This is a genomic window from Pseudonocardia oceanicola (assembly GCF_047200735.1).
Taxonomy (GTDB): domain Bacteria; phylum Actinomycetota; class Actinomycetes; order Mycobacteriales; family Pseudonocardiaceae; genus Pseudonocardia.
The window spans coordinates 107,002-127,943 of the sequence record NZ_JBJZON010000001.1 but is presented as its reverse complement, the minus strand read 5'-3'; the positions used below and the strand labels follow the sequence as shown (position 1 = coordinate 127,943).

Annotated in this window: 21 protein-coding genes; 8 read left to right on the top strand and 13 right to left on the bottom strand. The window is 75.9% G+C overall.

What is annotated here, in order from left to right; genetic code table 11:
• Positions 1 to 48 precede the first annotated feature (48 nt).
• Positions 49 to 1,296, bottom strand: a complete 1,248-nt coding sequence (locus tag ACL02T_RS00585; protein ID WP_412828618.1) for a uroporphyrinogen decarboxylase/cobalamine-independent methonine synthase family protein — start codon at positions 1,294 to 1,296, stop codon at positions 49 to 51.
• A gap of 173 nt (positions 1,297 to 1,469) precedes the next feature.
• Between ACL02T_RS00585 and ACL02T_RS00580 the strand changes: the two genes are divergently transcribed.
• Positions 1,470 to 2,258 carry a hypothetical protein gene (locus tag ACL02T_RS00580; protein ID WP_412828617.1) on the top strand — a complete coding sequence of 263 codons (789 nt, stop codon included), beginning with the start codon at positions 1,470 to 1,472 and terminating at the stop codon, positions 2,256 to 2,258.
• A 28-nt stretch (positions 2,259 to 2,286) separates the two neighbouring features.
• On the opposite strand, the gene mnmA is transcribed toward ACL02T_RS00580, so the two are convergent.
• From mnmA to ACL02T_RS00550, 6 genes are all read right to left on the bottom strand, one after another.
• The gene (gene mnmA, locus ACL02T_RS00575) at positions 2,287 to 3,375 is read right to left on the bottom strand and encodes a tRNA 2-thiouridine(34) synthase MnmA (RefSeq protein ID WP_412828616.1); all 1,089 of its coding nucleotides are present in this window, start codon (positions 3,373 to 3,375) and stop codon (positions 2,287 to 2,289) included.
• A complete protein-coding gene (locus tag ACL02T_RS00570; protein WP_412829306.1) occupies positions 3,372 to 4,583 on the bottom strand; it encodes a cysteine desulfurase family protein in 1,212 nt (403 codons plus the stop codon). The genes mnmA and ACL02T_RS00570 overlap by 4 nt, the downstream gene beginning before the upstream one ends.
• A gap of 119 nt (positions 4,584 to 4,702) precedes the next feature.
• Positions 4,703 to 5,542, bottom strand: a complete 840-nt coding sequence (locus ACL02T_RS00565; protein WP_412828615.1) for a lysophospholipid acyltransferase family protein — start codon at positions 5,540 to 5,542, stop codon at positions 4,703 to 4,705.
• Positions 5,543 to 5,823: 281 nt separating this feature from the next.
• Positions 5,824 to 6,585, bottom strand: a complete 762-nt coding sequence (locus tag ACL02T_RS00560; protein ID WP_412828614.1) for a GNAT family N-acetyltransferase — start codon at positions 6,583 to 6,585, stop codon at positions 5,824 to 5,826.
• 521 nt (positions 6,586 to 7,106) lie between these two features.
• Positions 7,107 to 8,054 carry an electron transfer flavoprotein subunit alpha/FixB family protein gene (locus ACL02T_RS00555; RefSeq protein ID WP_412828613.1) on the bottom strand — a complete coding sequence of 316 codons (948 nt, stop codon included), beginning with the start codon at positions 8,052 to 8,054 and terminating at the stop codon, positions 7,107 to 7,109.
• Positions 8,055 to 8,093: 39 nt separating this feature from the next.
• Positions 8,094 to 8,879: an electron transfer flavoprotein subunit beta/FixA family protein gene (locus tag ACL02T_RS00550; protein WP_412828612.1), complete on the bottom strand. Its 786-nt coding sequence runs from the start codon at positions 8,877 to 8,879 to the stop codon at positions 8,094 to 8,096.
• A 476-nt stretch (positions 8,880 to 9,355) separates the two neighbouring features.
• Here ACL02T_RS00550 and ACL02T_RS00545 point away from each other — a divergent pair, with 476 nt between their 5' ends.
• From ACL02T_RS00545 to ACL02T_RS00530, 4 genes are all read left to right on the top strand, one after another.
• Positions 9,356 to 9,670, top strand: coding sequence for a hypothetical protein (locus ACL02T_RS00545; protein WP_412828611.1), 315 nt, complete (start codon positions 9,356 to 9,358; stop codon positions 9,668 to 9,670).
• A 37-nt stretch (positions 9,671 to 9,707) separates the two neighbouring features.
• Positions 9,708 to 10,499: a class I SAM-dependent methyltransferase gene (locus ACL02T_RS00540; RefSeq protein ID WP_412828610.1), complete on the top strand. Its 792-nt coding sequence runs from the start codon at positions 9,708 to 9,710 to the stop codon at positions 10,497 to 10,499.
• Positions 10,496 to 11,968: a 1,4-alpha-glucan branching protein domain-containing protein gene (locus tag ACL02T_RS00535; RefSeq protein ID WP_412828609.1), complete on the top strand. Its 1,473-nt coding sequence runs from the start codon at positions 10,496 to 10,498 to the stop codon at positions 11,966 to 11,968. Before ACL02T_RS00540 ends, ACL02T_RS00535 begins: the two co-directional genes overlap by 4 nt.
• Positions 11,969 to 12,078: 110 nt before the next feature.
• Positions 12,079 to 13,335 carry a glycosyltransferase family 4 protein gene (locus ACL02T_RS00530; protein WP_412828608.1) on the top strand — a complete coding sequence of 419 codons (1,257 nt, stop codon included), beginning with the start codon at positions 12,079 to 12,081 and terminating at the stop codon, positions 13,333 to 13,335.
• Here the strand turns inward: ACL02T_RS00530 and ACL02T_RS00525 are convergent.
• Positions 13,322 to 14,047, bottom strand: a complete 726-nt coding sequence (locus ACL02T_RS00525; RefSeq protein WP_412828607.1) for an acyltransferase — start codon at positions 14,045 to 14,047, stop codon at positions 13,322 to 13,324. The two genes, ACL02T_RS00530 and ACL02T_RS00525, sit on opposite strands and share 14 nt — an antisense overlap.
• A gap of 89 nt (positions 14,048 to 14,136) precedes the next feature.
• Here ACL02T_RS00525 and ACL02T_RS00520 point away from each other — a divergent pair, with 89 nt between their 5' ends.
• The 3 genes from ACL02T_RS00520 to ACL02T_RS00510 all read left to right on the top strand — a co-directional run bounded on the left by ACL02T_RS00520 (position 14,137) and on the right by ACL02T_RS00510 (position 16,105).
• Positions 14,137 to 14,340 carry a hypothetical protein gene (locus ACL02T_RS00520; RefSeq protein ID WP_412828606.1) on the top strand — a complete coding sequence of 68 codons (204 nt, stop codon included), beginning with the start codon at positions 14,137 to 14,139 and terminating at the stop codon, positions 14,338 to 14,340.
• Positions 14,341 to 14,358: 18 nt separating this feature from the next.
• Positions 14,359 to 15,288, top strand: coding sequence for a nucleoside hydrolase (locus ACL02T_RS00515; RefSeq protein WP_412828605.1), 930 nt, complete (start codon positions 14,359 to 14,361; stop codon positions 15,286 to 15,288).
• A 238-nt stretch (positions 15,289 to 15,526) separates the two neighbouring features.
• Positions 15,527 to 16,105, top strand: coding sequence for a LuxR C-terminal-related transcriptional regulator (locus ACL02T_RS00510; protein WP_412828604.1), 579 nt, complete (start codon positions 15,527 to 15,529; stop codon positions 16,103 to 16,105).
• Between the two features lie 10 nt (positions 16,106 to 16,115).
• On the opposite strand, the gene ACL02T_RS00505 is transcribed toward ACL02T_RS00510, so the two are convergent.
• From ACL02T_RS00505 to ACL02T_RS00485, 5 genes are all read right to left on the bottom strand, one after another.
• Positions 16,116 to 16,763, bottom strand: coding sequence for a response regulator (locus ACL02T_RS00505; protein ID WP_412828603.1), 648 nt, complete (start codon positions 16,761 to 16,763; stop codon positions 16,116 to 16,118).
• Positions 16,760 to 17,902, bottom strand: a complete 1,143-nt coding sequence (gene macS, locus ACL02T_RS00500; protein WP_412828602.1) for a MacS family sensor histidine kinase — start codon at positions 17,900 to 17,902, stop codon at positions 16,760 to 16,762. Before macS ends, ACL02T_RS00505 begins: the two co-directional genes overlap by 4 nt.
• A 170-nt stretch (positions 17,903 to 18,072) precedes the next feature.
• Complete coding sequence (locus ACL02T_RS00495; RefSeq protein ID WP_412828601.1) at positions 18,073 to 19,026, bottom strand: class I SAM-dependent methyltransferase; 954 nt, start codon at positions 19,024 to 19,026, stop codon at positions 18,073 to 18,075.
• An 11-nt stretch (positions 19,027 to 19,037) separates the two neighbouring features.
• Positions 19,038 to 20,039: a ribonuclease Z gene (locus ACL02T_RS00490; protein ID WP_412828600.1), complete on the bottom strand. Its 1,002-nt coding sequence runs from the start codon at positions 20,037 to 20,039 to the stop codon at positions 19,038 to 19,040.
• Positions 20,040 to 20,132: 93 nt separating this feature from the next.
• Entirely contained in the window at positions 20,133 to 20,912 is a 780-nt protein-coding gene (locus ACL02T_RS00485) for an enoyl-CoA hydratase/isomerase family protein (protein WP_412828599.1), read from the bottom strand.
• Positions 20,913 to 20,942: the final 30 nt, after the last annotated feature.

Sequence of the window (20,942 nt, the reverse complement as noted above, 5' to 3'; positions counted from 1 at the left end):
TCACCCCCGGTGAGCGGGGGCGCCCTTCGCTCGCCCGGGTCGTCGGGGTCAGCGGCCGGTCGGCTCGCCGCTCGGGAGCTCGTCCGGGTCGGTGAAGGCCTTGCCGAGGTCGCGGCACAGTTCCATGGCCCGACGCGCCCAGCCGGGAGTCGCGCGGGCCAGGCCGCCGGACGGGGTGGGCACGGCCAGCCCGGCCAGCCGGGCGCGGTCGAAGCCGAGCCGGTCGGCCAGGTCGAAGGCCCGGCGGGCCAGGGTCGCGGTCTCCAGCGGCTCGCCCGGGTCGCGGACCGGGACCAGGCCGAGGAAGAGCGGCAGGCCGGCGTCCCACACCTCGCCGACGGCGTCGAGTGCGGCGGGCACCGCCGTGTCGCCGGAGATCGACGGCCGGGTGGCGTCGATCGCGAGCCCCGCCGCGCCGACCTCGCGCAGCACCCGCAACGGCGGGCGGTCGCCCGGCACCCGCACGGTGACGGGCACCCGCAGCGCGGAGATCATGTCCCGCAGGGTGTCCTGCACCTCCGGCTCGGGCACCGCGCGCACCGTCCCGTAGCCCGACGCCGTGGGCAGCGAGCCGGCCAGCACCGCGGCCAGCCGCGGCTCGTCGAGCTGCACCACGACGTGCGCCCCGGTCCGCTCCGCGACCTCCGCCACGTGCGCCCGCAGTCCCTCGGTGAGGCTGACCGCGAACTCCCGGACCGCCCCGTGGTCGGTGAGCACCCGGTGCCCGCTCGCCAGCTCGACCGACGCGGCCAGGGTCCACGGGCCCGCCGCCTGCACCTTCACCCAGTCCGGCCGGGTCCGGTCGCAGGCCTCGTCCAGCGCGTCGAGGTCGGACCGCAGCAGGTCGACCGCGCGGCGGTGGTCCTTGCCCGGCCGCGCCGTGACCCGCCACGCCGTCGGCACGACCTCCACCGCCAGGTCGACGAGCATGCCGGCGGCGCGCCCGACCGGGTCGGCGCCGACGCCTCGGGCCGGTAGCTCCGGCAGGTGCGGCAGCAGCGGGAACTCCCCCGCGACGGTCTCCGCGGCCTCGCGCGGATCGGTGCCGGGCACCGAGCCGACGCCGGTCGCCGAGCCCGCGGGCCAGCGCTCCCGCGGCCCCTCCGCCTCGGGCTCCTCCGGTGCCGCGCTGACCTGGATCCGCGGCTCGGGAGCGACCACCTCCCCGGGCCGGACGTCGCCGAGGCCCGCGGCGGCCAGGGCGGCGGCCAGCGGGTCGTCCTCGGGCTCGGACTTCTCCTCGCCCAGGCCGGCGGCGGCGAGGAGGGCGGCCAGCGGGTCGTCGGGCGTGCTCACGGGTCCGAGTCTCACACTGCGGCCGGTGCGCGGCCGCGCCGGGGCCGCACTCCGACGCCGTCCGCTCGCGCCGGAGCCGACCGGTGCGAACGGGGGTCCTCAGGCCCTGCCCGGCCCCGCCCGTGCGACCCATCCTCGGACCTCGCGGTCGGTGACAGGGTGGGGGGGACCTCATGGACACGGGAACTGTCGGGCGGGCGGGGCGGCTGCTGGGCACCGGGGCCCTGGTCGCGGCCCTCGTCTCCGGGGCGGTCGGGTGCGCGAACGGCCCCGATGCGGCGGCCGCGGCGGTCCCGGCCGCGCCCGTACCGGTCGCCTCGACGTGCACGAACCTGCTGAAGATCGACGCCGTACCGCCGCCGGAGGTCGACCCGGCGGGGGTGTCCGACCCCGCGGCGGTGCGGGCCTGGGCCGGCCGGATCCTGCCGCTGCTCGACTCCGCGCTCGCGACGGCACCGGCCGACCTGCGGCCCACCCTGACCTCCCTGCAGGGCGTGCTGCGGTCCACTGCCGCGACCGGCACGGCCTCTCCGGAGGACGCCCCGGTCGTCGCCCGGAGCGTGAACGAGTACGAGACGTGGGCCTATGACAACTGCGGCTACCAGCAGCTCCTCGTGACCGCCACGGAGTACCGCCTCGACGGCGTCCCGGCGGCGCTGCGGACGGGCCCCACAGCGGTCCGGCTGGTGAACCGGTCGACGGCCGGGCTGTTCCACGGTGTGCTGATCGTGCGGCCGAAGGACCAGGCCCTGACGCTGGCGCAGGTCCGCGCCATGCCCCCGGAGCAGCTGGCCACGCAGGTGGACGTGGTGCCCGGGTCCGCGACGGCCGCTCCCGGCGAGCAGGCCGGGATGCTGGTCGACCTGGAGCCGGGCCGGTACTTCGTCCTCTGCCCGCTCGGGGACGGCAACGGGCCGCCGCACCTCACCCGCGGGATGGTCGCCGAGGTCTCGGTGGGCTGACCCCGCCGGACCTCGTGCGGTGACCGCACTACGCGGTCGCGGTGATGGTGGCGGAGCCGAGGACGACGTCGCCCGCCGGGTCCGCGCGGTAGAAGGCGACGGCCTGCCCCGGGGCGACGCCGCGCAGCGGCTCGGCGAGCTCGACGCGCACGTCGGCCCCGTGGTCCGCGTCCAGCGGGACGGCCTCGGCGGGGGCGGTGCCGCCGTGCGCACGGACCTGGACGGTGCAGGCGAAGGGCGCGCGGGGCGCGGTGCCCGAGCACCACACCGGGTGCCGGGCCTCGACGGTCCGGACGCTCAGCGCCGACCCCGGCCCGACGGTCACGGTGCCGGTGACCGGCTCGATCCCGAGCACGTAGCGGGGGCGCCCGTCGGCGGCCGGGCGGTCGAGGCCGAGTCCCTTGCGCTGGCCCACGGTGAAGCCGTGCACGCCCGCGTGGGCGCCGAGGACCTCGCCGGTCCCGGCCTCGACGATCTCGCCGGGCCGCTCGCCCAGGCGCTCGCGCAGGAAGCCGCGGGTGTCGCCGTCGGGGATGAAACAGATGTCGTGGCTGTCCGGCTTGGCCGCGGTGCGCAGCCCGAGCCGCGCGGCCTCCTCGCGGATCAGCGGCTTCTCCGTGTCACCGACCGGGAACATCGCGTGCGCGAGCTGGTCGGCGCGCAGCACCGCCAGCACGTAGGACTGGTCCTTGGCCGGATCGGCGGCCCGCCGGAGGACGCCGTCGGTGAGGCGGGCGTAGTGACCGGTGCAGACCGCGTCGAAGCCGAGCGCGAGGGCCCGGTCCAGCACCGCCGCGAACTTGATCTTCTCGTTGCAGCGCAGGCAGGGGTTCGGCGTCTCGCCGGCGGCGTAGCTCGCGACGAAGTCCTCGACGACGTCCTCGGCGAACTCCGCGGACAGGTCCCAGACGTAGTACGGGATGCCGAGGACGTCCGCGACGCGGGCGGCGTCGGCGGCGTCCTCGCGCGAGCAGCAGCCGCGGGAGCCGGAGCGCAGCGCGTCCCGGGTGCGGGAGAGGGCGAGATGGACGCCGACGACCTCGTGCCCGGCCGCCACGGCCCGCGCGGCCGCGACCGAGGAGTCGACGCCGCCGGACAGCGCCGCCAGGACCCTCACGAGCGGCCGGCGGTCTCGCGCCGGCGGGTGCCGCCGGCGCCGGCCCGGCGGGCCCGCTCGACGACGGGGCCGATGACGTCGACGACCGCGGCGACGTCGGCCTCGGTCGTGGTGTGTCCCATGGAGAACCGCAGCGACCCGCGGGCCACCGCCTCGCTCGCGCCCATGGCCAGCAGCACGTGGCTGGGCTGGGCGACGCCGGACGTGCACGCCGAGCCCGTGGAGCACTCGATGCCGTGCGCGTCGAGCAGCATGAGCAGGCTGTCGCCCTCGCAGCCGGGGAAGCTGAGGTGGGCGTTGCCGGGCAGGCGGGAGGGTCCGCCGTCGATCACGGACGTGCCGGGATCGCCGTTCAGGGTCGCGTCGGGGACGATCTCCCGGATCCGGTTGACCAGCTCGTCCCGCAGGTCGGTGAGCACCGCGGCCCGGCGGGGCGCGTCGGCGACCGCCTTCTGCACCGCGGTGGCCAGGCCGAGCACCGACGGGGTGTCGAGGGTGCCGGAGCGGACGTCGCGCTCCTGGCCGCCGCCGTGCAGCAGCGGGACCGCCGCGACCTCGCGGCCGAGCAGCAGGGCGCCGGCGCCGTAGGGGCCGCCGAGCTTGTGCCCGGTGAGGGTGAGTGCGTCGACGTCACTGGCGCCGAAGTCGATGGGCAGGATCCCGATGGCCTGCACCGCGTCCGTGTGCACCGGCACGCCGAACTCGTGCGCGACGGCGGCGAGCTCGCGGACCGGGTTGACTGTGCCGACCTCGTTGTTCGCCCACATCACCGAGACCAGCGCGGTGGCCTCCGGCGCCTCGGCGATCGCGGCGCGCAGCACCTCCGGCCGCACCCGGCCGGCGGCGTCGACCGGCAGGAGCACGAGCTCGGCCCCCTCGTGCTCGACGAGCCACTCCGCCGACTCGAGGACGGCGTGGTGCTCGATGGCCGAGACCAGGACCCGGGTGCGCCGCGGATCGGCGGCGCGGCGGGCCCAGAAGATGCCCTTGACGGCGAGGTTGTCGCTCTCCGTGCCGCCGGTGGTGAACACGACCTCCGACGGCCGGGCGCCCACCGCTGCGGCGATGCCCTCGCGGGACTCCTCGACCTCCCGCCGGGCGCGGCGGCCCGCGGAGTGCAACGACGACGCGTTCCCGGTGCGTGCCATGGCCTCCGCCATGACCGCGACGGCCTCGGCCAGCATCGGGGTGGTGGCCGCGTGGTCCAGGTACGTCACGGCCGGGGCCCCGGTCGGCGTCGGGCCCCCGTGGCGGGCGCGGTCTCCTGGTCGTTCATCACCGTTCAGGGTAGACGCCGGATCGCCGACCGGCCGCCCCGGCCGGGTGGCTACCAGGCCGACGTGATCGCCCGTTCGGCCTGCGCGGCGAGGGCCCGTCGGTCGCCCTCGGGAGGCAGCACGGGCAGCAGGGTGAGCGTGCAGTCCAGGCGCGGCAGCCGCAGGATCCGCAGCATCGAGTCCCAGAGCGTCTCGTCGCCGACGAAGGCACCGGCCGTGGTGGGGCGGCCGTCGGGCAGCGCGAGGTCGATGCGGACGGGCCGGACCGGGCGTCCGGCGTCGAGCGCGGCCTGGAAGGGGGCCCGCCGGAAGGGACCCGACGCCGAGCCGCACCAGGTGGTGCCCTCCGGGAAGACGCCGACCGTCGCGCCCGCGCGCAGTGCGGCCGCGGTCCCGGCGACGACCCGGGGGAGCCCGCGCAGCCCGGCCCGGTCGACGAACAGCACGCCGGTGCGCCGGGCGATCGGCCCGATCAGCGGCCAGTCGGCGACCTCGCGCTTCGCGATCATGCGGACCGGGGCGAGGGCGCCGAGCGCGACGACGTCGATCCAGGAGAGGTGGTTGGCGACGACGAGCACGCCGCCGGTGCCGTAGGTCGTGTCACCGCGGATGCGGAGGCGGACGCCGGCGGCGCGCAGCACGGCGCGGAACAGCCGTGGGTCGGGGCCGGTGAGGAGGACCGGCAGCGCGACGAGCAGGAGCACCGTCAGGGCGACGAGTCGGCGCGCGACACGCAGGGCGGCCCGCGGCCCGGGGGCGGGCAGGCAGTCGGGGCCGCAGGGCGAGCAGGGCGCCCACGCCGGGCGGACGGCGAGCGCCGGGAGGCCGGGGTGGGTGGGGTGGAGGGTGGGCGGTACGGCGGGCGGCAGCGGTGCGGCCGACGGAAGCACGGCCGCCGACGGAAGCGCCGCCGCCGACGGAAGCGCCGCCGCCGACGGAGGCGCCGCGGCCGACGGAGGCGCCGCGGCCGACGGAGGCGGTGCGGCCGACGGAGGCGGTGCGGCCAGCGGAGGCGGTACGGCAGGCCGAAGCGGTACGGCCGACGGAAGCGGTGCGACGGCGGAAGGCGGTACGACGGGCGGAGGCGGTGCGGCCGGCGGAAGCGGCACGAGAGGCGGAGCCGGTCGGGCGGGTGTGGCGGGCGGATCGGCGAGGGGGGCGCTCCGCTCGCTCACCGCTCCCCCAGGAAGAAGCGGAGATAGCGGCCGTCGGCGTGGTCGAGGCCGAGGAGGACGAGGAAGTCGGCACAGCCGAAGGCGGGATCGTGGGCCGGCTCTCCGCAGACCCAGGCGCCGAGCCGGAGGTAGCCGCGCAGCAGCGGGGGCAGGGCGGTGCGGCGGTGCCGGGTGGCAGCCTCGGCGTCCCACGGGTGGTGCGGCGTCACGCGGTACCCGGCCGGCGACAGGTGCGAGGCGAGGACGGTGTCGCGAACCCCGGCGGCCAGCGCTCCGCCGTCGGTGAGGGGAACGCTCGCACAGCCGGTCAGCCAGCGGTTGCCGGTGAGCAGCATGTACCGGGCGATGCCCGCCCAGACCAGCCCGACGACCGCGCCCGCCCGGTGGTCGGGGTGGACGCACGACCGCCCGGTCTCCACCAGGGAGGAGCGGATCGGGTCGAGGGCGCCGAGGTCGAACTCGCCCTCGGAGTAGAGCCCGCCCGCCGCCCGGGCCCGGCGCGGCGGCAGCATCCGGTAGGTGCCGACGACCTCGCCGGTCGCGTCCTCCCGGACCACGAGGTGATCGCAGAACTCGTCGAAGCGGTCGGCGTCGAGGCCGGGGCGCAGGGTGTCGAGCTGCGCGCCGAGCTCCCCGGCGAACACCCGGTGGCGGAGCCGCTGGGCGGCCTCGACGTCCTCCGAGTCGGTGGTCAGCAGCAGCGAGTAGCGCGTGGCCGCCGCCTCCGGCGTCCGGACCAGAACCTGGGAAGAGGTCACGCGTGCTTGGTATCGGCCGGGGCCGAACGCCCACGCCACCGGCGGCGTCCCGCGCGTGAAGGGCCGGTGAACCTCGCCGCGCCGCCACTCCGACGGGTGAGGCGGTCCCGCGCCGCCGACCCACGACAAGCCCGACCCACCTCGTGATCGCCGTTCGGGTGCGGCGGCGGCAGTGCCCAGCACACTGAACGCACCGAACCGACAATCTTGAGGCGGTCAGGGCGGGTACACCGGCGCTCGGCTGCGGAGGGAGCTGCCGCGACAGCCCGAACCCACCTCATGATCGCCGTTCGGGTGCAGCAGGGGCAGTGCTCGGCGCCCTCAGTGCACCTAGCCGGCGATCACGCGTGACGACGCGGCTCACGCGTCGATGATCAACGCTCTCCCGGCTGCAGTGCGGCGGTGTCGGCCGGCCCTGACTTCACGTCCTCGGTCGACCTCTTGTGTCGCCAGGGTCAGAACGGCGGCGGCCCCGCCCCCGGAGTGACGGGGGCGGGGCCGCGCGAAGACCTCTGCGCAGGTCAGTTCTTGCGCTTGGCGACTTCCTCCTGCAGCTGCGGCGCGACCTTGAACAGGTCGCCCACCACGCCGAAGTCGGCGATCTCGAAGATCGGCGCCTCGGGGTCCTTGTTCACCGCGATGATCGTCTTCGAGGTCTGCATGCCGGCCCGGTGCTGGATCGCACCCGAGATGCCCAGCGCGATGTAGAGCTGCGGCGACACCGTCTTGCCGGTCTGCCCGACCTGGAACTGGTGCGGGTAGAAGCCGGAGTCCACCGCCGCACGGGACGCACCCACGGCGGCGCCGAGGGAGTCGGCCAGGCCCTCGACCACGGTGAACTGCTCGGCCGAGCCGACACCACGCCCACCGGAGACGATCACCGAGGCCTCGGTCAGCTCCGGCCGGTCGCCACCGGTGACCGGCTCCCGCGACTGCACCTGCGCCGACCGACCCGACGCGGCCGGGACCTCGACGGTCTCCTCCGCACCCGCGCCGTCGGCCTGCTCGACCTCGACCGAGCCCGGGCGCAGCGTGATCACCGGGTGGCCGGTGTTGGCCTTGGCCTCGGCGATGAACGCGCCACCGAACACCGAGTGGGTCGCCCCGTCCGGCGACACCGCGACGACGTCCCCGAGCAGCGCGGAGTTCGTGCGCACCGCCAGCCGGCCGGCGATCTCCTTGCCGTCGGCGGAGACGCCGACCAGCACCGCGGCCGGGTCCTTCGACTCGACCAGCGAGGCCAGCACCGACACCTGCGGGGTCAGGAAGTCCGACGAGTCGGTCTCCGCCACGTAGATCTTCGCCGCACCGTGGGCCTTGAGCCCCTCGGACAGCTTGCCGGCCGACCCGGCCGGGCCGACGACGACCGCGGACGGCTCGCCCAGCGCGCGGGCCGCGGTCAGCAGCTCGAACGTGCTCTTCTTGATCTCCCCGTCGAGATGGTCGACGAGGACCAGAACCTCAGCCATGTTCCTTTGCCTCTTCTCGAAAAGTCTCTACGGGGTGGCTCAGATGAGCTTCTGACCGACCAGGAACTGCGCGATCTTCGCGCCGCCGTCGCCCTCGTCCTCGACCTTCTCGCCACCGGACTTCGGCGGCTTGGGCTGCGAGGAGGTCACGGTCGAGGTGGCGTTGGCCAGCCCGACCTCGGAGGCGTCGATGCCGGCGTCGGCCAGGGTCAGCGTGGTGACCGGCTTCTTCTTCGCCGCCATGATCCCCTTGAACGAGGGGTAGCGCGGCTCGTTGATCTTCTCGTTCACCGAGACCACGGCGGGCAGCTCGGTGGTCAGCACGGTGACCCCGTCGTCGGTCTCCCGGCGCACCGTGACGGTCGACCCGTCGACGGTCAGCTCACGGGCGTGGGTCAGCGACGGCAGACCCAGCACATCGGCCACCATCGCCGGGATCGCCCCGATCCGCCCGTCCGAGGCCTCGTTCCCGGCCAGGACCAGGTCCACCTCACCCAGGGTGCCGATCACCTTGGTCAGCGCCTTGGTCGTCTGCACCGCACACGACCCGTGCAGCGCCTCGTCGGACAGGTGCACCGCCTTGTCCGCACCCATCGACAGGGCCTTGCGGATCGCGTCGGTGGCCCGGTCCGGGCCCATCGCGACGACGGTCACCTCGGAGCCGTCGTTGGCCTCCTTGAGCTGCAGCGCGGACTCCACCGCACGCTCGTCGATCTCGTCCAGCACCGCGTCCGTGGCGTCCCGGTCCAGGGTGTGGTCGCCCGAGGACAGTTTCCGCTCGGAGTAGGTGTCCGGCACCTGCTTGACCAGCACGACGATGTTCATCGGACCTCTTCGACCTCCTGCCGGTTGCGCGGCGGTCGCCCCGCTCCTGCGGGGGTCGCCACGGCTTCTCGCCTGCTAAACCTGCGTGCGAACCTAGCGCCGATCCGGGTCGTGTGCGCCGTCACGGCACGGGCGGGTGACGCCGGGTCCGCCCGGCTCCGTCCGCGGCCGGCACGACATCGCCCGAACCACCGGTCCGCCGGCCCCGCGGCGCCCGTTCCACCCCGTGGATCGGGGCTCTCGGGGGCCGCGGCATGCCGTCTGACCTGCGCTCGATTGTTACCGTGCGGTATCCGAACAGCAAACGAGGTCCGGGGTGAGCCTGCTCACCAGACCCCTCACCAGCGCGAGTACGGCTCCCGCACAGTGACGTTCCCCGCGTCGGAGCCCGGGGCATGTCGCCCCTGCCACCGGCCCCGCTCTCCTAGGATCCGGGTGCCGGCCGGCGCCGCGCCGGCGGACGGGGGAGGGTGCGCGTGCTGGTGACGGGCTTCGACGACCGCACGGGTCAGGGTTACGTCGTGCGGACCGGCTCCGACCTGGCTGCGGGCGACCGCGAGGAGGGGACCCGCGAGATCACCCGCGCGGGCGTGACCGTCCTGCTGACGGACGGCCTCGCCCTCCTGCTCGACGACGCGCTGGCCCACCGGCCCGTGACCCGGCTCGGCTGGGGCGGCCCGGAGGTCCCCCTCACGCTCGACGACCACACGCTGCTCGCCTGGCTGAACGAGTGCGTCGGCGGGGTCGTCACCGTGTCCAACGACCCCGGCCCGGACCCCCGCACGGCCTGACCCGCGCCGGGCCCGGCGGCGACGTACCGCCGTCCGCATGGTTTCGTCGTCGGACATCGTCGTTCCCGACTCCGCCGGAGGCCCCGTGAGCACCTCCCTCCCCCTGACCGGCGAGCGCACCGTGCCGGGGATCCCGGAGGAGAACTACTGGTTCCGCCGCCACGAAGCGGTGTACGCGGCGCTGCTCCCGCTGTGCGCCGGCGCGGCCGTGCTGGAGGCGGGGTGCGGTGAGGGCTACGGCGCGGACCTGCTCGCGGGCGTCGCCGACCGGGTCCTCGGACTGGACCACGACGCCCCGACCGCGGTGCACGTCGCCCGCCGCTACCCCCGCGTCGGCGTGGCCCGGGCCGACCTCGTCGCCCTGCCCGTGCCCGACGCCCGGCTCGACGCGGTGGTGTCGCTGCAGGTCGTCGAGCACCTGTGGGACCAGGGGCGGTTCCTCCGCGAGTGCCGGCGCGTGCTGCGGCCGGGGGGCCGGGTCATGGTGTCCACCCCGAACCGGCTCACCTTCTCCCCCGGCCGGGACACCCCGCTCAACCCGTTCCACACCCGCGAGCTGGCGCCCGGCGAACTGGCCGAGCTGGTCCGGGAGGCCGGGTTCACCGACGTCGAGCTGCACGGGCTGCACCACGGTCCGCGGCTGCGGGCGCTCGACGCCCGGCACCGCGGCTCGCTCGTCGACGCCCAGGTGGCGGTCGCGCTCGCCGGTGGCACCTGGCCCGCGGACCTGCTCGCCGACGTCGCGTCCGTCGCCGTGGACGACTTCCTCCTCACGCCGGCCGACCTCGACGCGAGCCTCGACCTGCTGGTCACGGCGAGCCGCCCGTGAGGGGCACCTTCTGCCTGGTCCTGCACAGCCACCTGCCCTGGGTCGCCCACCACGGCCGGTGGCCGGTCGGCGAGGAGTGGCTCTACCAGGCGTGGGCCCAGGCCTACCTCCCCCTGGCCGACGTGCTGCGGCGACTCGCCGCCGAGGGCCGCCGGGACCTGCTGACCCTCGGCGTCACCCCCGTGCTGGCCGCACAGCTCGACGACCCGCACTGCCTGCGGGGGGTGCACGCCTGGCTCGCGAACTGGCAGCTCCGGGCGCACGGGGCCGCACGCCGGCTGCCGGAGCTGGCGGCCTACGAGCACCGGCGGTCCGCGGCGGCGCTCGCCGAGTTCGAGACGCACTGGCGGCATGGCGGCTCGCCGGTGTTCCGGTCGCTCGAGGGCGCCGTCGAGCTGGTGGGCGGACCGGCCACGCACCCCTTCGGGCCGCTGCTCGATCCTCGGATCCGCGAGTTCGCGCTCGAGGCCGGGCTCGCCGACGCCCGGTTCCGGACGGGCGCCGCACCCGCCGGGATCTGGGCCCCGGAGTGCGGCTTCGCGCCCGGGATGGAGCGCGAGTACGCCGCGGCCGGGGTCACCCACTTCCTGGTCGACGGGCCCGCGTTGCGCGGCGAGACCGCCTTCGCCCGACCCGTCGGCGACGGCGACGTCGTCTGCGTCGGCCGCGACCTCGAGGTCACCTACCGGGTCTGGTCGCCGCGCAAGGGCTACCCGGGGCACCGCGACCACCGGGACTTCCACACCTACGACCACGCGTCCGGCCTCAAGCCGGCCCGGGTCACCGGCGGCGACGTCCCGCCGCACGAGAAGGCGCCGTACTCCCCGGCGCGCGCCACCGCCCAGGTGGAGCGGGACGCGGCGGACTTCGTCGGGGTCGTCGGCGCCCGGCTCGACGCCCTGCGCGAGCGGCACGGCCGGCCCGCCCTGACCGTGGCCGCCTTCGACACCGAGCTGTTCGGGCACTGGTGGCACGAGGGCCCGGCCTGGCTGGAGGCGGTGCTGCGGGCGCTGCCGGAGGCCGGGGTCCGGGTGACGACGCTGCGCGGAGCGCTCGCCGACCCCGGCCTGGTCGGGGAGCCGGTGGAGCTGCCGCCCTCGTCGTGGGGCTCGGGCAAGGACTGGCGGGTGTGGGCCGGCGAGGCCGTCGGCGACCTCGTCGAGCAGGGCGGCCGGGTGCAGGAGGCGCTGCTCACCGCCGTCGGCAAGGGGCGTTCCTTCGCCCGCGACCCGCTCCTCGACGCCCTCGCGGTCCAGGCCCTGCTCGCCCTGTCCAGCGACTGGGCCTTCATGGTGAGCACGGGGTCGACGGTCGACTACGCCCGCGAGCGCGCCCGCCGGCACGCCGAGCGGGTGTTCGCCCTGGCCCGCCTGCTCGACGAGGGCCGGCGCGAGCAGGCGATCGCGCTCGTCGCGGACTGGGAGCCGGTGCCCTTCGGGCACGTCGACGCCCGCGGGCTGCGGGTCTGACCGGGGCCGCGGGCCGGGGCGCGGACGGGCGCCTGCGTCGACCCGCGCGTGGCGGGACGACTTCTGCCCGAGGGTAACCACCAGGTGACCGCCTGCCAGGATCGGCGACGATGCGTGTGCTGCTGGTGTCCTGGGAGTACCCGCCGGTCGTCGTCGGCGGGCTGGGCCGGCACGTCCACGCGCTGGCCCGGGAGCTCGCCGCGGCCGGCCACGAGGTCGTCGTCCTGACCCGGCAGCCGGCCGGGACGGATGCGGGCACGCACCCCACCACCGACCGGCGCTCCCGCGGCGTCCGCGTGCTGCGCGCCGCCGAGGACCCGGCCCACCTGGAGTTCGCGCGCGACATGGTGGCCTGGACGCTCGCGATGGGCCACACCCTGGTCCGTGTCGCGCTGACCCGGCTCGGCGACTGGCGGCCCGACGTCGTGCACGCGCACGACTGGCTCGTCGCCCACCCCGCCACCACCCTGGCCGACGTCCTCGGCGCGCCCCTGGTCGCCACCGTCCACGCCACCGAGGCGGGCCGGCACGCGGGCTGGCTCTCCGCCCCGCTCAACCGGCAGGTGCACTCGGTGGAGTGGGCGCTGGCCCGGCGCGCCGACGCCGTCGTCACCTGCTCCGCGGCGATGCGGGCCGAGGCAGCCCGGCTCTTCGACCTCGACCCGGACGCGATCCACCTGGTGCACAACGGGATCGACGCGCGGGGCTGGCAGGTCGGCCGCGCGCGGGCAGCGGCCGTGCGGGAGCGGTACGCGCCCGGCGACGCGCCGCTGCTGCTGTTCGTCGGACGGCTCGAGTACGAGAAGGGCGTCCAGGACCTGCTCGCCGCGCTGCCGCGGATCCGGCGCCGGCACCCCGGCACCCGGCTGCTGGTCGCGGGCACCGGCACCCAGCGCGAGTTCCTGCGCGACGAGGCGCGGCGGCACCGGGTGGGCCGCGCGGCGACCTTCACCGGCCACCTGCCCGACGGCGACCTGGCCGGCCTGCTCGCGGCCGCCGACGCCGTCGTGCTGCCCAGCCGGTACGAGCCGTTCGGCATCGTGGCGCTGGAGGCCGCCGCCGCCGGCGCCACGCTGGTCGCGTCGACCGCGGGCGGGCTCGGCGAGCTCGTCGTGGAGGGCGAGACGGGCTGGTCCTTCCCGCCCGGCGACGTCCCCGCCCTCGCCGGGGCGGTCGGTCGCGCGCTCGCCGACCCCCGGGCGGCGGCCGGGCGGGCCCGGGCGGCGCGGGCGCGGCTGCGGACCGACTTCTCCTGGCGCGGCATCGCCGCCCGCACGGCCGAGCTCTACGCCGCGGCGCCCCACGGCGGCCCGCAGGAGCTCCCCCGCCCGAAGATCCCGTCGGGCAACGTCCTCACGTCCGGTTGAGCCGCCGCTCCACCGCGGCCCGCTGCTTGCGCGCCATGTCCGCGACCGCGGCTCGCTCGGCGGCCGCGGCCTCGTAGTCCTCGACCCGGTTGCGGACGACGCGGGCGGGCGCCCCCACCGCGATCGAGTACTCCGGGACGTCGCCGCGGACCACCGCGTGCGCGCCCAGCACGCTGCCCCGTCCGATCCGCGAGCCGCGCAGGACCGACGCCTTCACCCCGATCCAGGTGTCCGGCCCGATGCGCACCGGCGCCTTGACGATCCCCTGGTCCTTGATCGGGACGTGCACGTCCTCGGTACGGTGGTCGAAGTCGGTCACGTAGACCCAGTCGGCGACGATCGAGGCCGCCCCGATCTCGACGTCGAGGTAGCAGTTGACCGTGTTGTGGCGGCCCAGGACCACCTTGTCGCCGATCCGCATCGAGCCCTCGTGGCAGCGCAGCGAGTTGCCGTCCCCGATGTGTACCCAGCGGCCGATCTCCAGCCGCCCGTACCCGGGCCGGGCGACGATCTCGACGTCGCGCCCCAGGAAGACCATGCCGCGCAGCACGACGTGCGGGTTCGCCGCGCGGAAGCGCAGCAGCCGCCAGTAGCGGACCAGGTACCACGGCGTCCAGGCGCGGTGCCGGAACACCCAGCGCAGCGAGGCCACGGTGAGGAAGCGGACCTGCTCCGGGTCGCGGTGCGCCCGGCGCTGCCGGATCGAGGTCATGGCCGACCCTAAACCGGGACCCGCGTTTGCCCGCCGACCGGTCCGGGGAAGCAGACCCACCGACGCACACCCACGATCTCGGAGGTCCCATGACCGAGCGCACCGGCGACGCCCCCGGCGACGAGGGCGCGGAGTCCTCGCTCACCGGCGACGGCGCGGGCACCGCCCGCGGCGACTACGACCACGAGGGCAACCCGCGCAGCCACGGCGACCGCAACGACGCCGGCGCCACCGACGACGCCGCCCGTGAGCTGGACCGCGAGAACGAGAGCGAGCCGACGCGCAGCGAGTAGCGCTCCTACGATCAGGCGGTGCCGACGCCGCTCATCCTCGACACCGATCCCGGCGTGGACGACGCCGTGGCGCTCGTCCTCGCGCTCCGCAGCCCGGAGCTCGACGTCCGGGCGGTCACCGCCACGTTCGGCAACGTCGGCCTCGAACACACCCTGCCCAACGCGCAGCGGCTGGTCGCGCTGGCCGGGCGGCCGGAGGTCCCGGTCGCCCGCGGCGCGGGCCGCCCGCTGGTGCACCCGCAGCTCGAACGGGCCGCCCGCTGGCACGGCGCCGACGGGCTCGGCGGGCGCGCGGGGGCGCTGCCGGAGGGGGCCCCGCTCGACCCGCGCCCGGCCGTCGAGCTGATGGCCGAGGTGCTGCGGGGCGCCACCGAGCCGGTCACGATCGCGGCGATCGGGCCGCTGACCAACTGCGCGGTGCTGCTCGCCGCCCATCCGGAGCTGGCCGACCGGATCGGCCGGTTCGTGGTCATGGGCGGCTCGCTCGGCGCCGGCAACACCGCGGGCGCCGCGGAGTTCAACGTCTACGCCGACCCCGAGGCCGCCCACCGCGTCCTCACCCAGCCCGAGGTCCCGGTCACGCTCGTGCCGCTGGACCTCACGCTGCGCTGCGCTGCCGACGCCGGCTGGGTCGCCGGGCTCGCGGCCGGGGGGCCGACCGGGGCGGCGCTGGCCGAGATCATCGCGGCCTACCGGGTCGCCTTCCGCGAGCACTACGGCCGGGACGCGGTCGCCCTCCACGACGCCGTCGCCCTCCTCGAGGCGATCCGCCCCGGGGTCCTGCACACCACGCCGTTGCCGCTGCTCGTGGCCTGCGACCTCGGGCCGGCACGGGGCGTGGTCGTGCCGGACGGGCGGCCGGACGCGCCGGGCCCGCCGGTCGCGGTCGCCCTCGACGCCGACCTCGACGCGGTGCTCGCCGAGATCGCTGCGCGGCTGAAGGACTGACCCGAGGGATCGAGCGGCCCAGGCCCGGGCGAACGCCCGGGCCGGGACCGGGCGGCGCAGCGAGTCGCCCGGGGAAGCACGCACACGGAAGCACACCCGGGGAAGCACACCCGGGAAGCACGCACCGTACCCGGATGGGCACGTCCTGCTCCGAAGCGGTGATTTCGCCCGTCCGCCACTCCCCGTTCGCCCCGCGGGTCGAGATGATCGACATCGCCGGGAGCGGGAGGAGGCCGAGGTGGAGCTGGCGGTGCTGCTCGTCGGGGATCCGGCCGTTCCCGCGCCGCTCGCGGTGTGCGCAGCGGTCCCGCCCGCCGACGCCGTGGCCGCGGCCCGGGCGCTCCGGCCGCAGGTCGTCCTCGTCGACGCCGACGCCGGGCCCGCCGCCCTGCACGCCGTCGAGACCCTGGCCGCGGAGCTGCCCGAGCTGCCCGTCGTCGGGACCGGCGCGGGAGCGGGGCTCGTGCTCGACGTCGTCCGGGCCGGGGCGACCGGGTACGTGCTGCGCGAGGACCCTGCCCTCCCGGAGGTCCTGCGGGCCGCGGTCGGCGGCGGCTCGGCCTTCGGGGAGGGGTTGGCAGAGCGGGCCCTCGACGCGGCGGCCACGGCGGTGGACGTCGCGACACCCCGGCTCACCGAGCGGGAGTCCGAGGTGCTGCGGTGGGTGGTGGAGGGCCTCACCGCACGGCAGATCGCGACGCGGCTCGTGCTGTCGCCGCGCACGGTGGAGAACCACATCCAGCGCACCCTGCGCAAGTTCGACGTCCCGGGGCGGGCCGCGCTGGTCCGGTACGCGATCGAGCACGGGCTCGCCTGATCGGCTCGGCTCAGTCGTCGGCCAGGCCCTGCTCGATCGCATAGCGGACGAGCTGGGAACGGTTGTGCAGCTGCAGCTTGCGCAGGGTGTTCTGCACGTGGCTCTCCACGGTGCGGTGCGAGACCACGAGCCGCTCGCCGATCTGTCGCGCGGTGAGCCCCTTGGCGACGAGCCGGAGCACCTCGGTCTCGCGCTCGGTCAGCGCCGGCACCGCCGGCTCCTGCGCCGGTGCCTGCGCGAGGCGCCGGTACTCGCCGAGCACCAGGCCCGCCAGGCCGGGGGTGAACACGGGGACGCCGTCGGCCGTGCGCTGCACCGCGTCGACCAGCTCCTCGACGCTCGCCGACTTGACCAGGTAACCGGTCGCGCCGGCCTTGAGCGCCTCCAGCACGTCGGCGTGCTCCCCGCTGGCCGAGAGCACCAGCACCCTGGTGTCCGGGAGCCTCTCGACGATCCCGGCGATCGCGTCGACCCCGGACGTCGCACCGAGGTTGAGGTCCATGAGGACGACCCGCGGCCGGACGGCGGGGGCGATCCGGACGGCCGCGCCGGCGTCGGACGCGGTGGCCACCACCTCGAGGCCGCGTTCACCGAGGTCGCGGGCCACACCCGCGCGCCAGATGGGGTGGTCGTCGACGACCATGACGGTGACGGTCACCCGTTCTCCCTGCGCCGCCCGGCCCCGGCCGGGACCCGGATCGTCCACTCCGTGCCCCGCCCGGGGCCGCTGTCCAGCTCGAGGGTCCCGCCGAGGTCGTGCACGCGGCCGCGCATCGAGCGGGCCACACCCAGCCGGCCCTGCTGCTCCGCCTCGGCGAGCCGGCCCGCAGGGATGCCGGGGCCGTCGTCGCGCACGCTGATCTCGACGGCGTCGCCGAGCTCCTCGACCAGGACCCAGGCGGGGGCGTCGGCGCCGACGTGCCGCTCGACGTTGGCCAGCGCGGCGCGGACCACGGCGTCGAGCTCCTCGACCGTCGCCGCCGGCAGCTCGACGGGGTGCGCCGGGGCCGACACGGTCACCCGGCCCGACGACAGGGCCCGCAGCGTGGCCGCGAGATCGCGCCGCCCGTCGGCGTCGGTCCGTCCGTCGCCGCCGGTCAGCAGGGTGCGCAGGGCGACCTCCTGCTCCCCCGCGAGCGTGCCGAGCTCGGCGGCGGGGCCGCCCAGCTCGGCCCCGCGCCGCCCCACGTGCGCGAGCACCTGCAGCACTCCGTCGTGCACCGCCCGGGCCAGCCGCTCCCGCTCGGCCGCGGCGGCCTCCTCGGCGACGGCGCGGCGCACCCGTTCGGCGGCCCGGCGCAGCACGAGCGAGGCGAACCCGACGGTGAGCCCGGCGAGCACGAGGAGCTGGATGTCGGTGAGCTCGGTCAGCGTGGCGCGGGACTTGGCGACGACCAGCGCCGCGGAGATGGCCGCGGCGGCCGCCACGCCGCCGGGGACCCGGTACGCGACGGCGCAGGCGAGCACCGCGCCGGAGGTCCAGATCGAGCCCATGCCGGGCGCCGAGGCGTCGAGCTGGGCGTCCGTGACGATAAGCGGGGTCGTGAGCATGATCCCCGCGCAGACGGCGAGGTCGGCCAGCGCCAGCGGTCCCCTCCGGTCCGCCGGCCCGGTGCCGCCGAGGTAGCCGCGGGCGAGCACCGCCGTCCACGCCGTCATGCCCGCCAGCACCAGCCCCGCGCCGACCGGCGAGGCGTAGTCGGCCATGTGGAAGGCGGACACCCCGATCACCGTCACCAGCGTGAGCACGCGGTAGACGACGACACCGCGCCACAACGGCTCGAGCGGGCGTTCCATGTCGATCAGTGTGGCGGGCGGGGTCAAGGTGCCCGCGGGCGACGGGCGGGGACGCAGCACGCGCCGATCGTCCCGGACGCGCGGCGGCATCGACTCCGCAGTTCTACGGGTCCGCACCCACGGCACTCTTGTGCGGACCCACCGCGCGAGAGTGCCGTTCGTGCAGGACCTCAGCGGGGCTTGGTGCCGGAGATCAGCGCGTTGTAGAACCACGCCCGCGGGACGACCCTGCTCAGCGCGGCGTCGAGCGCCGAGAGCCGCTGCCAGGCGTGATAGGCGAACATCGCCCATCGCCAGCCGAGCTTCCCGGCCGGCACGGCGGCCTCGACGGTGCGCACCGGCCAGCCGAGCATCGCGGCGGTGAACTCCTCCGTGCGGGCGCGCACCTCGCGGGCCCCGGCGCGCTCGGCCATCCGCTCCAGCTCGGCGGGGTCGAAGGTGTGGAGGTCGACGACCGCCTCGAGCGCGGCGGCCCGGCTGGACTCGTCGAGCTCGGTCTGCGGCCGCCGCCAAACCTGCAGCGGTCCCAGCCTGGTGACGGTCGTGGCGGCCTTCCAGGTCCACCGCGAGAGCGTGCGGGCGTAGGTGTCGCCGATCGTGGTCGGCTCGCCGGCGAACACGAACCGCCCGCCCGGCTTCAGCACGCGCAGCACCTCGCGCAGCGCGGCCTCGACGTCCGGGATGTGGTGCAGCACCGCGTGCCCGACGACCAGGTCGAAGGTGTCGTCGGGGTACGGGATCGTCTCCGCGTCGGCCACCTTCCCGTCGACCGGGAGGCCGAGGTGCTCGGCGTTGCGCAGCGCGGCCTGCACCATGCCGGGCGAGAGATCGGTGACCGAGCCCTTCTCCGCGACCCCCGCCTGCATCAGGTTGAGCAGGAAGAAGCCGGTGCCGCAGCCCAGCTCCAGGGCGTGCCCGTAGGGGCGGCCGTCCCAACCGGTGGCCAGGCGGAAGCGGCCGGCGGCGTAGTCGATGCAGCGCTCGTCGTAGCTGATCGACCACTTCTCGTCGTACGTGCCCGCTTCCCAGTCGTGGTAGAGCACGTTGGCCAGCTTGGGGTCGTCCCAGGCGGCCTCGACCTGCTCGGCCGTCGCGTGCGGAGTGGGAGCCTGGTCCGTTCTCATGGGTCGCGACCCTAGGGGACGGTCACCCGGGGCGGGACCGGGATCCGCATGAGGTCCTCGGCGACGACGAGCTCGCCGTCGAACACCTCCCGGGCCTCCGCGGCGAACCGCTCGGGCTGGGTGTAGCGCTGCGAGAAGTGGGTCAGCACGAGGGTGCGCACGCCGCACTCGGCGGCCACGGTCGCGGCCTGCCGGGCCGTGAGATGGCCGTAGGCGTGGGCGAGCTCGGCGTCCTCCTGCAGGAAGGTCGCCTCGATCACGAGCATGTCGGCACGGTCGGCCAGGGCGTACACGCCGTCGCACAGCCGGGTGTCCATGACGAACGCGAACACCTGCCCGGGCCGCGGTGCGCTGACCTCCTCCAGCCGCACCCCGTCGAGCTCGCCGCGGGCCTGCAGCTCGCGGACGCGCGGGCCGGCGATCCCGGCCCGGGCGAGGGCGTCGGGCAGCATCCGGCGGCCGTCGGGTTCGACGAGCCGGTACCCGAAGGCCTCGACGGGGTGGTCCAGCCGCCGGACCTCGAGGGTGCCGATCGCGTCACGGGCGACGACGCCGCCCCGGGCGTGCGGGTGTTCGCGCAGGTCGGCGCGCTCGCGGTAGGAGGTGGCGTACCGGAGCCGGGTGAAGTGCTCCTGCCCCGAAACCGGGAAGTGCGCGTGCACGGGGTGCCCCACCTCGTCGAGCGAGAGCCGCTGGACCACGCCGGGCACGCCGAGACAGTGGTCGCCGTGCATGTGGGTGAGGCAGATCCGAGTGACCGCGCTCGCCGCGACGCCGGCGAACACCATCTGCCGCTGGGTCCCCTCCCCGGGGTCGAACAACAGCCCCGCGGAGGCGGAGCCTGCGGAGCCGACCGTCAATGCGGAGGCGGAGCCTGCGGAGCCGACCGTCAATGCGGAGGCGGGCCCGACCACCGGCACGGCGTCCCAGCGGAGCAGGTAGCCGTTGTGGTTGCGGGTGCGGGTCGGCGCCTGGCTCGCGGTCCCCAGCACCACCAGCTCCCGTGCACCCACGTGCTGCGACATTACCGCCCCCCGACTGCACGAACGGCACTCTTGTGCGGTAGGTCCGCACAAGAGTGCCGTTCGTGCGATTCGGGGGCGGGGTCAGCGACCGGTGAAGCTCGCCTTGCCCGGGCCGTTCTCGACGAAGGAGCGCATGCCGATGCCGGCGTCGTCGCTGGCGAACACGCCCGCGAACAGCTCCGACTCGAGGTCCAGGCCGGTGCGCAGGTCGGTGTCCAGGCCACCGTCGATCGCCTTCTTGGCGGCGGCGTAGGCCAGGGCGGGGCCCGAGGTGAACTGGGAGACGTACTCGACGGAGCGGGAGTACACCTCGTCGGCCGGGACGACCTCGTCGACGAGCCCGATGGCGAGCGCCTCCTGCGCGTCGACGAACCGTCCGGTGTAGATCAGGTCCTTCGCCCGGGCCGGCCCGACGAGCCGGGCGAGCCGCTGGGTCCCGCCGCCGCCCGGGAAGATGCCGAGCAGGATCTCCGGGAAGCCGAGCTTGGCGTTGTCGCCCACGATGCGGCGGTCGGCGCCGAGGGCGACCTCGAGCCCGCCGCCGAGCGCGTAGCCGGTGACGGCCGCGACCGTCGGCTTGGGGATGATCGAGAGCGCGCCGAGACCGGCGGAGAGGGCGCGGGCCCGCGGGGCCATGTCCGAGTAGGACATGTCGGCCATCTCCTTGACGTCCGCTCCCGCCGCGAGCGTCTTCTCCCCGCCGTAGACGATCACCGCGCGGACGTCCGCACGGGTCGCGGCCTCCTGCGCGATCTGCAGCAGCTCCCCCTGGACCTGCCGGTTGAGCGCGTTCATGGGCGGCCGGTCCAGCCGGATCGTCCCCACCCCGTTGTCGACCTCGAGCCTCACGAATTCCGTCACGCCGGGACCCTAACCCTCGCCGCCGCCCCG